15 protein-coding genes are annotated in these 13018 nt (G+C 27.8%); 6 read left to right on the forward strand and 9 right to left on the reverse strand.

Annotation, left to right across the window (positions count from 1 at the left end):
* Positions 1-145: 145 nt before the first annotated feature.
* From CMOL_RS06440 to CMOL_RS06465, 6 genes are read left to right on the forward strand one after another with little or no spacing between them, the layout of a single operon-like run.
* Positions 146-1549: a Fe-S-containing protein gene (locus tag CMOL_RS06440; RefSeq protein ID WP_239820158.1), complete on the forward strand. Its 1404-nt coding sequence runs from the start codon at positions 146-148 to the stop codon at positions 1547-1549.
* Entirely contained in the window at positions 1539-2834 is a 1296-nt protein-coding gene (locus CMOL_RS06445; protein ID WP_200282527.1) for an ABC transporter permease, read from the forward strand. The genes CMOL_RS06440 and CMOL_RS06445 overlap by 11 nt, the downstream gene beginning before the upstream one ends.
* Entirely contained in the window at positions 2824-3945 is a 1122-nt protein-coding gene (locus CMOL_RS06450) for an ABC transporter permease (protein WP_239820159.1), read from the forward strand. The genes CMOL_RS06445 and CMOL_RS06450 overlap by 11 nt, the downstream gene beginning before the upstream one ends.
* Positions 3946-4593 (forward strand): ABC transporter ATP-binding protein, encoded by a 648-nt coding sequence (locus CMOL_RS06455; protein WP_200282532.1) that lies wholly within the window; start codon positions 3946-3948, stop codon positions 4591-4593. It begins immediately after the preceding gene.
* Positions 4590-5072 (forward strand): TlpA family protein disulfide reductase, encoded by a 483-nt coding sequence (locus CMOL_RS06460; protein WP_200282534.1) that lies wholly within the window; start codon positions 4590-4592, stop codon positions 5070-5072. The genes CMOL_RS06455 and CMOL_RS06460 overlap by 4 nt, the downstream gene beginning before the upstream one ends.
* Positions 5033-5533 (forward strand): TlpA family protein disulfide reductase, encoded by a 501-nt coding sequence (locus CMOL_RS06465; RefSeq protein WP_239820160.1) that lies wholly within the window; start codon positions 5033-5035, stop codon positions 5531-5533. Before CMOL_RS06460 ends, CMOL_RS06465 begins: the two co-directional genes overlap by 40 nt.
* 22 nt (positions 5534-5555) lie before the next feature.
* On the opposite strand, the gene CMOL_RS06470 is transcribed toward CMOL_RS06465, so the two are convergent.
* The 9 genes from CMOL_RS06470 to CMOL_RS06510 all read right to left on the reverse strand — a co-directional run bounded on the left by CMOL_RS06470 (position 5556) and on the right by CMOL_RS06510 (position 13011).
* Positions 5556-5999, reverse strand: a complete 444-nt coding sequence (locus CMOL_RS06470; RefSeq protein WP_239820161.1) for a DUF411 domain-containing protein — start codon at positions 5997-5999, stop codon at positions 5556-5558.
* Positions 5996-6232, reverse strand: a complete 237-nt coding sequence (locus CMOL_RS06475; RefSeq protein WP_239820162.1) for a TfoX/Sxy family protein — start codon at positions 6230-6232, stop codon at positions 5996-5998. The genes CMOL_RS06470 and CMOL_RS06475 overlap by 4 nt, the downstream gene beginning before the upstream one ends.
* 253 nt (positions 6233-6485) lie before the next feature.
* Positions 6486-7523: a GTPase ObgE gene (gene obgE, locus CMOL_RS06480; RefSeq protein ID WP_239820163.1), complete on the reverse strand. Its 1038-nt coding sequence runs from the start codon at positions 7521-7523 to the stop codon at positions 6486-6488.
* 331 nt (positions 7524-7854) lie between these two features.
* Positions 7855-8109, reverse strand: coding sequence for a 50S ribosomal protein L27 (gene rpmA / locus CMOL_RS06485; RefSeq protein WP_002800974.1), 255 nt, complete (start codon positions 8107-8109; stop codon positions 7855-7857).
* 11 nt (positions 8110-8120) lie between these two features.
* Positions 8121-8429 carry a 50S ribosomal protein L21 gene (rplU, locus tag CMOL_RS06490; RefSeq protein ID WP_239820164.1) on the reverse strand — a complete coding sequence of 103 codons (309 nt, stop codon included), beginning with the start codon at positions 8427-8429 and terminating at the stop codon, positions 8121-8123.
* A gap of 147 nt (positions 8430-8576) precedes the next feature.
* Positions 8577-9587, reverse strand: coding sequence for a CsgG/HfaB family protein (locus CMOL_RS06495; protein WP_239820165.1), 1011 nt, complete (start codon positions 9585-9587; stop codon positions 8577-8579).
* 1 nt (position 9588) lies between these two features.
* Positions 9589-10212, reverse strand: a complete 624-nt coding sequence (lpoB, locus tag CMOL_RS06500; RefSeq protein ID WP_239820166.1) for a penicillin-binding protein activator LpoB — start codon at positions 10210-10212, stop codon at positions 9589-9591.
* Positions 10213-10247: 35 nt separating this feature from the next.
* Positions 10248-11597 carry a COG3014 family protein gene (locus CMOL_RS06505; protein WP_239820167.1) on the reverse strand — a complete coding sequence of 450 codons (1350 nt, stop codon included), beginning with the start codon at positions 11595-11597 and terminating at the stop codon, positions 10248-10250.
* Positions 11598-11673: 76 nt separating this feature from the next.
* On the reverse strand, positions 11674-13011 hold the full coding sequence (locus CMOL_RS06510; RefSeq protein ID WP_239820168.1) for an anaerobic C4-dicarboxylate transporter: 1338 nt from the start codon (positions 13009-13011) through the stop codon (positions 11674-11676).
* Positions 13012-13018: the final 7 nt, after the last annotated feature.

The raw sequence follows: 13018 nt of genomic DNA on the forward strand, positions 1-13018 counted from the left end.
TACTTCTTATACTTTAAAAAATAGAATCTTGGTTTATTTTTAAATATATTCAATTAAAATCTTTTTATAAATTTATTTATTTTTTACACTTGTTAAAGTTTTTTATGTAATAATAACTCTTATCAATATAAAAAAGTGAAAGATTATGAGTATATATTTTATCAATTTTATTTCCAATATTTTACCTTTAAGTGTTTTAATAGCTTTTATAAATCCTGAGAAAAAATACATTATAAAGACCTTTATATCGGTTTTTTTAGGATTTTTATTTGGATACTTTGCATTTTTTATATCCGCACAATTTTTAAAAACTGATAATTTGATATTTAATTTCAATTTTATTTTTATAGCTTCTTTACTTGTAAGTTTTATATTTTATTTTTTGGAAAAATTTAAAATTTTAAACTTAACTTTATCAACTATTTTAAGTTTTTGTATAGCTTTAAATTATTATTATGCAAACCAAGATTTTCCTATATTTAGCAATTCTTTATTAGATAGTCAAACGATTATATCTTTAGGCTTTATGTTTTTAGCTTTCATTATTTGCGTTCTAATCTTTTTCTTTTTAAAATGGCAAAAAAAAATCAACAAAAAAGTAAGTTTTATTGTTTTTTGTCTTACCATCTTGGTAGAAATGGATCATGCTTTGGCTAATATTTTACTTACTTTAATGAGAAATTCAATTATCAATACCGAATCATTTTTAGTTAGTTTTGTTGGCAAAAGCAATTATTTTGGCACTTTTAAAATTTATCTTTATATTATCTTAATCCTTATCCTTGCTTTTTTAAGTCTAAAAATTCGCAAAAATAATCTAAACAAACATGCAATTTTAGACATAAATTATCGCAAAGATAAAGCAAAAAATCATCTAATTAATTCTTATTTTTCAAGTGTTTTTATTGCTTGTGTAGTGAGTTTTTGTATTGTTTTGTATTTTTTTATGATCAGCTCTAAACCCTTAGTTATAGACGAACCTAAAGAAATTTTACCTAATGCTGAAGGCAAATTTATCTTTGATGTAGCTCTTTTAAGAGATAATAAGCTTCATAGATTTGCTTATGTAACACCTGAAGGTAAAATTGTAAGATTTTTTTTGATCAATAAAAGAGAAGATCGAGATTCTCCTGTTGCTGTTTTTGATGCTTGCATGATTTGTGGAGATATGGGATATATTAAAAAAGATGGAGAATTAATTTGTATTTCTTGCAATGTCCGTATTTTCTTACCGAGCGTAGGTAAATCTGGCGGATGCAATCCTATTCCTTTAAAATATATTTATGATGGTAAAAGAATTATCATTGATGTAAAAGATGTAGTTGCTGGATCTAATTATTTCAATCAAATCAAAGAAATTCAAGTTAGTGATCCTGTTTCAAAAGATAAACTTATTAATATAAAAGCACCGTTTTCTTATAGCTATAAAGGAATTACTTATTATTTTATCAATGAAAAAAACTACGAAGAATTTAAAAAAGATCCTTTGAAATTTATTGGAGATACGGAAGCTAAGTTTTTAATCCAAAGGAGAAACGATGTTGGCTAAAATAATTCTCAATTCTATTTTTAAAAATAAAATTCAAAAATTTCTAGCTTTTCTCACTTGTTTTTTAGCCACCCTTTTACTCTGCATTATGTTAAATATTACTTTAAGCATAGGAAATGAAGTTACAGAACAATTAAAAAGCTATGGATCAAATATACTTGTTTTACCTAAAGGTTCTAACTTAAACATTGAAATAGGTAATGAAATTTATGAACCCTTAAAAAATAAAAACTATCTGGAAGAAAAAAATTTATACATGATTAAAGATATTTATTGGCGCAACAATATCACCGCACTAGCTCCTTTTTTAGATGGAAAAATTATTATTAAAAACAATAATAAAACTATGAAAACTCTACTATATGGGACTTATTTTAGTAAAGCAATTAAAATAAAGGATGATGATGATTTTGTTACAGGAATTCAAACCCTTTATCCCTATCTTAAAGTAGAAGGAAATTGGGCAAAAGATGATAGTAATGAAATTATGCTTGGTGAAGATTTGGCTAAAAATTCTAAATTTAAAATAGGAGAAAATATAACCCTAATAGGAGAAAACAATATTTCAAAAGAAGTTAAAATTGTAGGAATTTTACTGCACACAAATCCTAAAATGTCAAATAAAATCATCGCTCCTTTACATCTTGCTCAAGAATTACTCGATAAACAAGGACTTTACTCAAGTGCTGAAGTTAGAGCTTTTACTATACCCGAATCAGCACTTTCTGAAAAAGTACGCCGCTTAGGAGAAGAAAAACTCGATCAAGTTGAATACGATAAATGGTATTGTTCTGCCTATGTAGGTTCTATTGCTAGTCAAATTAAAGATGGATTACCAGGTTCTGATGTAAAAGTACTAAATGCTATTAGTGATGCTCAAAATTTGATTGTTAAAAAAATTCAATCTTTAATGTCGATCACTTGTATCATTTGTATCATCATTTCAAGTATAGCTATTTCAAGCCTTATGAATTCAGAAATTCATCGTAGAAAAAGAGAAATAGGTCTTTTAAAAGTTCTTGGAGCTGATACTTTTCAAATTTATTTAATCTTTTCAAGTGAAAATTTAATCGTAGCTTTTATTGCTGCAATTTTTGGATTTATCTTTGGCATAGGAATTTCAGAAATTATTAGCCTTAATATTTTTGGCTATTTTATTGATATTGCTTTTATAGCTTTACCTTTAAGTCTTGTTTTTGCTGGTTTAATAGCTATAATTGGCTGCTTAATTCCCATAAGGCATATTTCCAATCTTTCTCCGGTGGAGGTGCTTTATGGAAAATAGATTTTTTCTAAACGAACTTTTTAAAAGCCTTAGTTTTTCCTATCAAAGACTTTTTATTATTATTTTATCCATTTTCATAGGTGCATTAACTTGTTCAGCATTTTTAAATATCTATTTTGACATAGATATAAAACTCTCAAAAGAATTAAAAGCTTATGGAGCAAATGTGATTATAAGTCCTAAAAATATAGATGAAAATTTTATCTCTAATGCTAAATATGAAGAAATCAAACAGAAATTAAAAGCTAGAGCTTTAACTCCATTTTTATACGAATTTTTAAATTTAGGCAGCACAAGTGCTGTTGTTTTAGGAACAGATTTTAAAGCCTTAAAGCTTACTAAACCTTTTTTAGAGATAAAAGACGGGAGCTTTTCTTTAAGAGATTTTAATGATAATTCTATTTTTTTGGGTATTGATTTAGCTAAACAATTAGGGCTTAAAGTAGGAAATGAATTACAAATTTACAATCCAAACAATGGAAAAAGTGTTAAATTAACCATTAAAGCTATATTTTCAAGTAATGATGAATTTGATAGTATCGCTTTAGCATCTTTAAATGTGATTCAAAATTTAAGCGATACTCAAGGTATTAATTATGCTAATGCTATAGTTGATGGCAACTTTCAAAATGTTTGGAGTCAAACTCAAGCTATTAGTGATAATACTATTAATGTTAAACCTATATCATCGGTATCTTTGAGCGAAAATTTAGTTCTTAAAAAAATAAAAACCTTAATGTTTTTAATCGTCATTATTGTTTTAATTATAGTCACAACTAGTGTCAATACCACATTAAGTTCTATTATATTTTCCAGAAAAAAAGAAATTGCTTTACGTTTGGCATTAGGTGCAAAAAAGAGTGAAATTTTTAAACTTTTTGCAAGCGAATGTTTCATTGTAAGCTTGATAGCAAGTATTATAGGAGCATTTTGCGGAATATTTTTGGCTAATATTTTTGGCTATTTAATTTTTAATTCCAGTATTGATTTTAGATTTAAAGCAGTATTAATATCTATCATTATTTCTTTAGCTTTTGCTTTTTTTGCTGCTTTTTTGCCTATAAAAAAGGCTTTAAAAATTAATATTTGTGATAATTTGAAAGGTGATTAAATGAAAGAATTAATAAAAATAACAAATCTTAGTAAAAATTTTGGCAAAGTTAAAGCTTTAAATAATATCAATTTAAATGTTTATCAAGGAGAATGGCTTGCAATTATGGGTCCATCAGGAAGTGGAAAATCAACACTTTTAAATATTTTATCCTTAATGGATACTCCAAGCAGCGGCCAATATATCTTAGATGGACAAAATTTAGAAGAAATTAACGAAGAACAAAAAATACAATTACGCAGAGAAAAAATAGGGCTCATATTCCAGCAATTTCATCTTATTCCTTATTTAAATGCTTTAGAAAATGTGATACTTTCTCAATATTATCATTCTTGTATTGATGAAGAAGATGCAAGAATGATGCTTGAAAAAGTTGGTCTTTCGCATCGTTTAAGTCATTTGCCTAATCAACTTAGCGGAGGAGAGCAACAAAGAGTTTGTATTGCAAGATCTCTAATTAACAATCCAGAACTTTTGCTTGCAGATGAGCCCACAGGAAATTTAGATGAAGCTAATGAAGAAATCGTTCTTCAAACTCTAAAAAAACTCAAAAATGAAGGAAAGACGATTGTTCTAATTACTCATAATCCAGATTTAGCTAAATTTGCCGATAGAACTATATGTTTACATCATGGAGTTTTAAAATGAAATACTTATATATTTTTATTGCTTTACTCTTACTTAACGCATGCTCTTTTGAAAATCATAAAAGTGCAAAAATAGGAGAAGTTGCAGCAGAAATTTCAGCTAAAAATCTCTTGGGCAATAAAATCAATTTAAATGATGATAAAAATAATTTAAAAGTATTGGTTTTTTTTCAGAACGGTTGCTCTTCTTGCTTAAAAGAATTGCCTTATTTAGATGATTTTATACAAAATTATCCAAATAAAATTAGCGTTTATGCAATCAATTCAGCTAATGATATGCAAACTATACAATCTTTAGCTAAAAAATTTGATTTTAAAAACGTCAAAATTTTAAAAGATGATCTTAAAATAACTCAAGATAGATATGCTGTATTTGCAACACCAACCACTATAATCATTAAAAATGGAATTATAAAAGATAGAATTTTAGGAGAAACACCTTGGGAAAATTTAAAGTCCAAGCTTATTTCATTGCTTTAATCACAGCTTTATTTTTTATATCTTGTAGCGATGGGGAAAATTTTAAAAGCTTAGATTATAAAAATTATAATTTTTCTTATAATGGTTTTGAAAAAACATTAAAACTCGATCAAAAAAATCAAAATTTTGCTTTAGTATTTTTTACTAAAGATTGTGGAGTATGTAAAGAACAAATCAAAATTTTACAACAATTAATTCAAAATTATAATTTTAATATTTTTGTGATTTTAGGAAATGCAAAAAATCTTAATGATGCTAAAAATTGGGCACAAGATAAAGGTTTAACTCAATTAACTTTATTTTACGAAAAAAATGCAGCTAAATATCTTTCAGATGCGATAGGTGGTGTTTATGGAGTTCCCGTAATTAGTTTTTTTGAAGCAGGAAAAATGAATAAAAAATTTATAGGATTAACACCTTATCATATACTTGAAAATGAAATTAAAAGGATAAAAAATTAATCTCATCCTTTTTTTCAAACAATTAAAGTTTTTGATCTCCTAAAAAATAACCATAAATTTCATAACTTCCATCTTTTTTCATTAAAATTACAGGATATTTTTCATTATAACCTTGTTCCATTCCAGGACTTCCTTGTGGCATTCCAGGAGCTGAAATTCCTATAACATCTTTTGGTTTGTTTTCAAGAAGCCAAGCTACAGCACTTTCAGGAACATGTCCTTCAACAACATAGCCTTCAATAATTCCTGTATGGCAACTTTGATATTCGTTTTTGACGCCATATTGATCTTTAATTTTTAGAAAATCATCTGTTTTATGCACATTTACACTATAACCTTTTTTCTTCATATAAGCTGCCCAATAATCACAACACATACAAGTAGGACTCTCGTAGATTTCTAAATTTTTAGCCTGTAAAATAGAAGCAGTTGCAATCATAAAAAAAGCTAAAATCATTTTTTTCATTTCTCATCCTTTAAAATTAAATCACTACTTAAAAAGAGTTCTACAACCCGTTTTAAAATTTCTATATTTTCAATATCGATAATATACCATAATTTTGCTTTAGAAAAAGGGAAATTTTTTTCATTATTTTTTAAAATTCTTTTTAAAAAATAAAATTGCTTAATATATAATACGTCATTACAAATTAAAAATATAGGTTTATTATTTACATAAATACAATATTCTCCAAACATTTTTCTAGTATGAAAAGTATATTTATTTCCACAAAGTTTAAGCTAATCTAAAACAAAATCTTTAAAATTTTCACTACTGGACACATAAATCCTTATTATAAAATCAATTTTTTATTTAATTGATATTGACTATAAACAATAAAATAATTCTTACAATCAACAAATAGATTCCACTCTAAATAAGCTTTGACTCTTCTTCTGTGATGACAAAAATACCGCAATAAAAAATAATATACCTACTAAACGTTGCTTTTTAAGTTTTTTTCCTTAACTTCTTAATCTCTTCTAAAAGCATAAATTTAAGCTCCTTAAGCCCTGTTTTTTCAAGACTTGAAACCTCGATTAAGAAACTTTGTGGATTTTCTATGCTTTTTAAATAATCTTTTAAATTTATTATATTCTCTGCGATTTGTTTCGCAAAATCAACACCTAAATTTACGCTATCGCTTTTTGAAATCATGATACCAAATTTACGCCCAAAAAGCTCTTTAGAAAATTTTTCAAGCTCATTTCTTAGCACTACAAATTGTTCTTTTAAAGGCATTTCTCTTAAAGGATCTAGCACAAAAAGTAAAAAAGATGTTCTTTCTATATGCTTTAAAAAAGCAAGGCCCAAACCTTTTCCTCCACTTGCACCCTCGATAATACCAGGAATATCTGCCATCACAAAAGAATTATACTCATCTACATCAACAAGACCAAGTTTTGGTGTTAGTGTGGTAAATTCATAATTTGCAATTTCAGGTTTTGCGTTTGAAACTACACTAATAAGAGTCGATTTTCCCACATTTGGAAAACCTACAAGTCCTACATCAGCGATCAATTTGAGCTCAAGTCTTACTAAACGACTCTCTCCTTTTATACCAGGTTGTGCATAATCGGGACGTTGATTGGTTGCGTGTTTAAAATGAGTATTTCCAAGCCCGCCTTTTCCACCTTTTAAAAATACTTCTCTTTGTCCTTCTTTAATTAAATCAAGTAAAATTTCATTTGTTTGAGCATCAATAACTTGAGTACCCTCTGGAACAATGAGTTCTAAATTTTCACCTTTTTTTCCATTTTTATTACGCCCCATACCAGCTGCACCATTTTGCGCACGAAGTTCCTTTTTACCTTTAAAATTAACAAGAGTATGTGTATTGTTATCACATATAAAAATGATATCTCCACCATTTCCGCCATCGCCACCATCAGGGCCACCTAATGGAACATGTTTTTCACGACGAAAACTTACAGCGCCTTTACCTCCATCACCTGAAGCTAAAGTAATCTTAACACTATCTATAAACATTATTAACCTTAAATTTTTTTGAAAAGAAGTATAACAAAAAGAAAATTAAAAAATTCAAAAGAGTTAAAAAAGAATTTATTTAAAAAATAAAAACTATTTTCTGAAAATTGATTGAATTGTTTGAATTTAATTAAAGTCATAACAGATCTAATAATTTAAAAAAATTAAATAAAGTTTTTACAAAAATAAACTATAAAAACATATTGAATAATTTATAAGATCGAAAACTAAGCATTCATAAATATTTTAATGATTTTTTATAAATTAACTCTTTGTCTTAAATTTTAATTAAGAAATATATTGAAAGAATTTCTAGGCAAAAACCTAGAAATTAAGCAGGATAAACAGAAACTTTTTTTCTATCTTTATCTTTTCTTTCAAATTTAACAAAACCATCAATTAAAGCAAAGATAGTATGATCTTTTCCCATACCCACATTGTTACCTGCGTGTGTTGCTGTTCCTCTTTGGCGAATGATGATATTTCCAGCTCTAACAAATTCGCCACCAAATTTTTTAACACCTAAACGACGACCGATAGAATCGCGATTATTCTGAGTTGAACCTTGACCTTTCTTGTGTGCCATCCTTTTACCCCTTAAGCTTTAATATCTTTAACCATAACGCGAGTAAATTGTCTTCTAAAACCTCGTTTAAGTTTAGAATCTTTTCTGCGTCTTTTTTTATAAATTACAACTTTCCTATCTTTTCCGTGATTGATCACTTCTAAAACAACTTTTGCACCTGCTACGAAAGGCGCACCTACCTTAATATCTTTATCGCAAATTGCAAGTACTTCATTCACTTCAATAATAGCTTTGCTTTCAGCTTCAAAGTGATCTAGCTTTAACTCATCATTAACGCTAACTTTATACTGCTTTCCGCTGTGTTTCATAATAGCATACATTGCTTTTCCTTATAATTTGGTAAGTACCATAAAGCACCGATTAGGATTTAAAAGCTTTAATGGTTTAGAAAAACTTTGATTTTATAAAATTTTTCTTTAATGTTTAATGAATTTATAAAATTTGCAAATTAAAAAATCAAAGCAAAACTAAAATCCAAGATCAACCCCACCACTTTCATGAAGCTTATAAGTAGAATCTTTGCCTTTGTCTTGCTTATTTTCATCAAATGCGTTGGTATTAAAAAGAGAATTTTGTATATATTTTTGCATCATTAAAGCGATATTTTCCCAATATTTTTGCTCTTTTTGAATATCATGAGCAAGCATAAAATTCGCACTTAAAGTTTTTGACAATACTATTTCTCTTGTAGGATAAAATATAAGTTTAAAAGAGATATTTATCTTTAATTTTTTATCATCTTGATAAGTAATATAATTATTTTGCTTAGATACATCTAAAATTTTATACTCTAAAATATAATCAGTACCTAAAACATTCCCTAGTTTAGATCTTTCATCACTAGAACCTTGAGCACTTTCGATAAGTTTATCTTCGCTTTTAAAATCGTTTTTTCTTTCCAAAAGAGTAAAATAACTATCATTAGAGAAAATATTATTTAAAGCTTGGGTTAAATTTTCTCCTAATTTTCCATAATTTTCATCAAAAAGTATTAGTTTAGGCTTTTGATCATTTTGATAAAGATATTTATAGGCCAATATTTTAACTTCCCAACTTGTTCCATTATTTTCAGCAGAAGTAACTTCATAGCTATCAATACGCCCATTAATTATATTTTGAAGTATATTCTTTGAATCTTGAATCACTTCTCCTAAAGCTGAAAATTTAAAATCAATATTTTTGATTTCTTGTCTTAAATTAAACTTTGATATCCCCTTAAGCTTGGATAAGACATCAATTAAAGCATTATTTAAAGCATCTTCTCTCGTTTGACCCGTCCCTATACCTTGCATAATTTTTTGAAATTTAGATCTTTGATGCGGAAGTATTTTTAGACTTTGAATATTACTAAAATTTACATCTTGAGCGGGAGAGTAATCATAAATAATAATATTCTTTTCATTTTGAGCTTTTATAATATTTTGATTTTCAGCCCAAAGTAAAGAGAAAAAAGCTATTAAAACAAAAAATTTTCTCATTTTACCAAGTCACCGATTTGCTTGTTCCTGTTTTGTCAATTGTTTTTTCATCTTCCCAATAAGCAAGCCCTGAATTTAAATCTGTAAGCGTTAAATGAAAAAAATACTCTGCTTGTATATCACCATTTTTGAGCTTAACAGTATCTTGACGAATTTTTCCACTCAAAGAAAAATCTGGAGCTACTAAAGTTCCTTTTTTGGAAATAGTATTTTGATTAAATTCTTCATTATTGCGTAGCTCTCTTACAGCTTCACTCATGTCATCTTGAGCACCTCCTGCTGCAACTGCCGTAGTAAGAATAAATTTACCTGATTTTCGAAGCGCTATAGTTATTTTACTTATAAGTTTATTTGTATCAATTCTTTGAGGAGTATCATTAATAATTTTTCCAATAGCTATAACTTTTCTTTGACCTTGTGAAATATTAGCAAAAGCAGGATCCTTTAACATACTTTCAATCATTTTTTGTGCTGTTTTTTCAAAGTCTTCCCTATCAAGTCCCAAAGTTAAAGCATCTCCTTGTTTTTTTTGACTCGCATAACCATCAGTGTAAATAGGCGATCCACAAGCTACGAGAAAAAAAACTAAAAAAATATAAGAAGCTGCTAAAAATAAATTTTTCATCTTATTTCCTTTTTTTTAAAACTATTATACTTTGTTTAATTTTCAATTTTGTAAATTTCACTTGAAATTAATGGATTAAAAGATCTAACTAAAATTAATATATCTTTATTTTGATCCAAAGAATTAGAATATATCAAATTATTATTTTCATCTTGAATTTTAATAAAGCCATCATTATTTATCATTAAAATTTGAATATTTTTAGGTAAAAAATTCCAGATTCTTAAATCACTCCTTGTTGTTACAGTCGTAAAAATATCCGTAGCAAAAGTCAAAATTCCACTTTGATCATTTTTTGCCACAGCCATGTTTAAACTCGTTTTAAAAAGGCTTGATATTAAAGATTTTATAATTTTAGCATTTAACTCTTCTTTAAATTCACTCGCAACCACCTCATCAAAATCGAAAATTTTTACTGTTTGATTCATATTTTTACCATCAAAAATATTTAAATAAGCAAAAGATTCTTTTCTTTTTTTTAAAGTAGGTAAAGTTACACTTGCTGTTACAATATGCTGATCAAAAATAAAAGGTAAAGTAAGTGAAAATTCATCTAATCTAGGGCTTAGACCATTTTCATAAATGATAAAAATATGTTTTTTTAATTTTTGCGGATTTAAAGCTTTAGAATATCGATCAAACATTTCAAATTCTTTTTGTATTTCTTTGTCATTATTGTATGCTGCATAAACTTCTTTAAATAAATCAGAAGCTTTTTGATAATCATGATCCATGAAAAAAAATACCGAAGAAATATAAGTCACATAAGCATTTGTATAATTTTTTTGTGCATGAAATTCTTTAAAAAGATTACTATATTGTCTTGCAATAATTTTAAGATTTTGATCTATATTTTGTTTAAAATTCTCTTCTTTTTCAGCCTTTTTTCGCATCTGCTGAATTTGAGAAGCAAAATATTCTTTAGCTATTTCTTGCCTTGCTAAAGCTCGATTAAACTCTACCCTGGCATTTGAAAAATCTTTTAAACTCATAAAATTTAAACCCTTGTAAACATTTACCATAGTCCTTTCATACCAAGCACCTTGATAATCATTAATCCCATCATTTATTAATGTAGAACTGATAAAATCCACACTTTTATGGGTAATATTTTGTAAATCAACATCATATTTATAAGAATTTTCTACCTGATCGAAAATAGTATTGCTTAAATTAAAATCTTTACAATCTCTAGCGATATATGCTGTATTTAAGCCTTTAAAAATAATATCATCATTTTTATTAATTGCTTGTAATTGTTTTTTAAAAAAATCCTGATCACATTTTTTAGAGAATAATTCTTTTTCATAAAATAAATTTTGATCTTGATGAGTTGAACAAGCATTTAAAATAAATATAAAAAAGAATAATATTATTTGATACATTTAAAATAATCCAAAAAATAAAAATTATTCTAAACTATACCAAAAAATCAATAACAGCCCTCAAGGCTATTATTGATTACTTTAAAAAACCAGCTGCAACAAAACCCAAAGCTACTGAAATCGCAATAGCTAAAACACCTGGTATAAAGAAAGAGTGATTAAAGATAAATTTACCTATTCTTGTTGTTCCAGTATCATCCATTTGCACAGCACCAAGTAAGGTTGGATAAGTTGGAAGAACAAAAAGTGCAGAAACTGCAGCAAAACACGCCACTAACATATAAGAATCATTTGGATTGGCAGCGGTGATACCTAAAGAAGCAATCACTACTGGAACAATAGCTTTAGCTGTAGCTGCTTGAGAATATAAAAGCATACTAGCAAAGAAAAATGCAACCGCAAGTGTTGCTGGAATTTGTTTTACCCAATTGCTTGCTAAATCTGTAATTTCTTGTGTGTGACCCGAAACGAAAGTATTTCCAAGCCAAGCAACACCAAAAACACAAACACAAGCCGTCATACCACTTTTAAAAACACTTGTATCCAAAATTTTTGCTGGATCCACTTTACAAAACCAAGTAATCAAAGTAGCTGCTGTTAATAAAAAGCTCATAATCGCAGAATCTCTTGGAATAACAACAGGATCTATCCATCTAATGTTACTAGAAATTGCTGTAGCATACAAAACCACACATAAAACTGTAATTAGAAAAATTCCAACTGAAAGTTTAGCACCTGGTTTATCTTGTGCTTGCAAAACTTCATTAGCATCCTTAACAAGCCCTACTTTTAAACGCTCTTGATAAATTTTACATTTGCTAAGATCTAATGGAGTAATAAGACTAACTATAAAAGCTGTTAAAATACAAGCGATAAAAGTTGTACTGATCCAAATTCCTAATAATGTTGGATAATTCCATCCAAATTGTTCTAAAACCCCACTCATATAAACAACGGCAGCGCTTACAGGAGATGCAGTAATACCTATTTGAGAAGCAACCACCATCAAAGAAAGTGGAACTGAAGGTTTAATATTTTGAGATTTTGCAACATCGACAACTACGGGCATTAAAGAAAATACGGCATTGCCTGTTCCTGCTAAGAGAGTCAAGAGCCATCCACAAATTGGAGCTAGATAGTTAATAAATCTCGGATGCCTTCTTAAAAATCTCTCAGTCAGCCTTACCATATAATCAAGACCACCAGCTTGTTGCATTGCAGAAATTGCTGCAATAGCTGCAGCAATAATTAAAATAACATCCCAAGGAATGCTACCTGGCTTCATACCTAAAGCAAGTCCTAAAATAACAACTCCTATACCTCCTGCATAGCCTATAGCTATACCCCCTAAGCGAATTCCTATAAAAATAGAACCCAAAAAGACGACTATTTGTAAAATCAACTCCACACTCATAATAAAA

This window comes from Campylobacter sp. RM10537, assembly GCF_022369435.1.
Taxonomy (GTDB): Bacteria; Campylobacterota; Campylobacteria; order Campylobacterales; family Campylobacteraceae; genus Campylobacter_D; species Campylobacter_D molothri.

What these genes read in the sequence shown, in the direction of transcription:
- CMOL_RS06505 (WP_239820167.1), bottom strand. Translation starts at nt 11,597, where the DNA reads ATGTATCAAATAATATTATTCTTTTTTATATTTATTTTAAATGCTTGT.
- obgE (WP_239820163.1), bottom strand. Translation starts at nt 7,523, where the DNA reads ATGTTTATAGATAGTGTTAAGATTACTTTAGCTTCAGGTGATGGAGGT.
- rplU (WP_239820164.1), bottom strand. Translation starts at nt 8,429, where the DNA reads ATGTATGCTATTATGAAACACAGCGGAAAGCAGTATAAAGTTAGCGTT.
- CMOL_RS06455 (WP_200282532.1), top strand. Translation starts at nt 3,946, where the DNA reads ATGAAAGAATTAATAAAAATAACAAATCTTAGTAAAAATTTTGGCAAA.
- rpmA (WP_002800974.1), bottom strand. Translation starts at nt 8,109, where the DNA reads ATGGCACACAAGAAAGGTCAAGGTTCAACTCAGAATAATCGCGATTCT.
- CMOL_RS06510 (WP_239820168.1), bottom strand. Translation starts at nt 13,011, where the DNA reads ATGAGTGTGGAGTTGATTTTACAAATAGTCGTCTTTTTGGGTTCTATT.
- CMOL_RS06445 (WP_200282527.1), top strand. Translation starts at nt 1,539, where the DNA reads ATGTTGGCTAAAATAATTCTCAATTCTATTTTTAAAAATAAAATTCAA.
- CMOL_RS06450 (WP_239820159.1), top strand. Translation starts at nt 2,824, where the DNA reads ATGGAAAATAGATTTTTTCTAAACGAACTTTTTAAAAGCCTTAGTTTT.
- CMOL_RS06475 (WP_239820162.1), bottom strand. Translation starts at nt 6,232, where the DNA reads ATGTTTGGAGAATATTGTATTTATGTAAATAATAAACCTATATTTTTA.
- CMOL_RS06460 (WP_200282534.1), top strand. Translation starts at nt 4,590, where the DNA reads ATGAAATACTTATATATTTTTATTGCTTTACTCTTACTTAACGCATGC.
- CMOL_RS06495 (WP_239820165.1), bottom strand. Translation starts at nt 9,587, where the DNA reads ATGAGAAAATTTTTTGTTTTAATAGCTTTTTTCTCTTTACTTTGGGCT.
- CMOL_RS06470 (WP_239820161.1), bottom strand. Translation starts at nt 5,999, where the DNA reads ATGAAAAAAATGATTTTAGCTTTTTTTATGATTGCAACTGCTTCTATT.
- lpoB (WP_239820166.1), bottom strand. Translation starts at nt 10,212, where the DNA reads ATGAAAAATTTATTTTTAGCAGCTTCTTATATTTTTTTAGTTTTTTTT.
- CMOL_RS06440 (WP_239820158.1), top strand. Translation starts at nt 146, where the DNA reads ATGAGTATATATTTTATCAATTTTATTTCCAATATTTTACCTTTAAGT.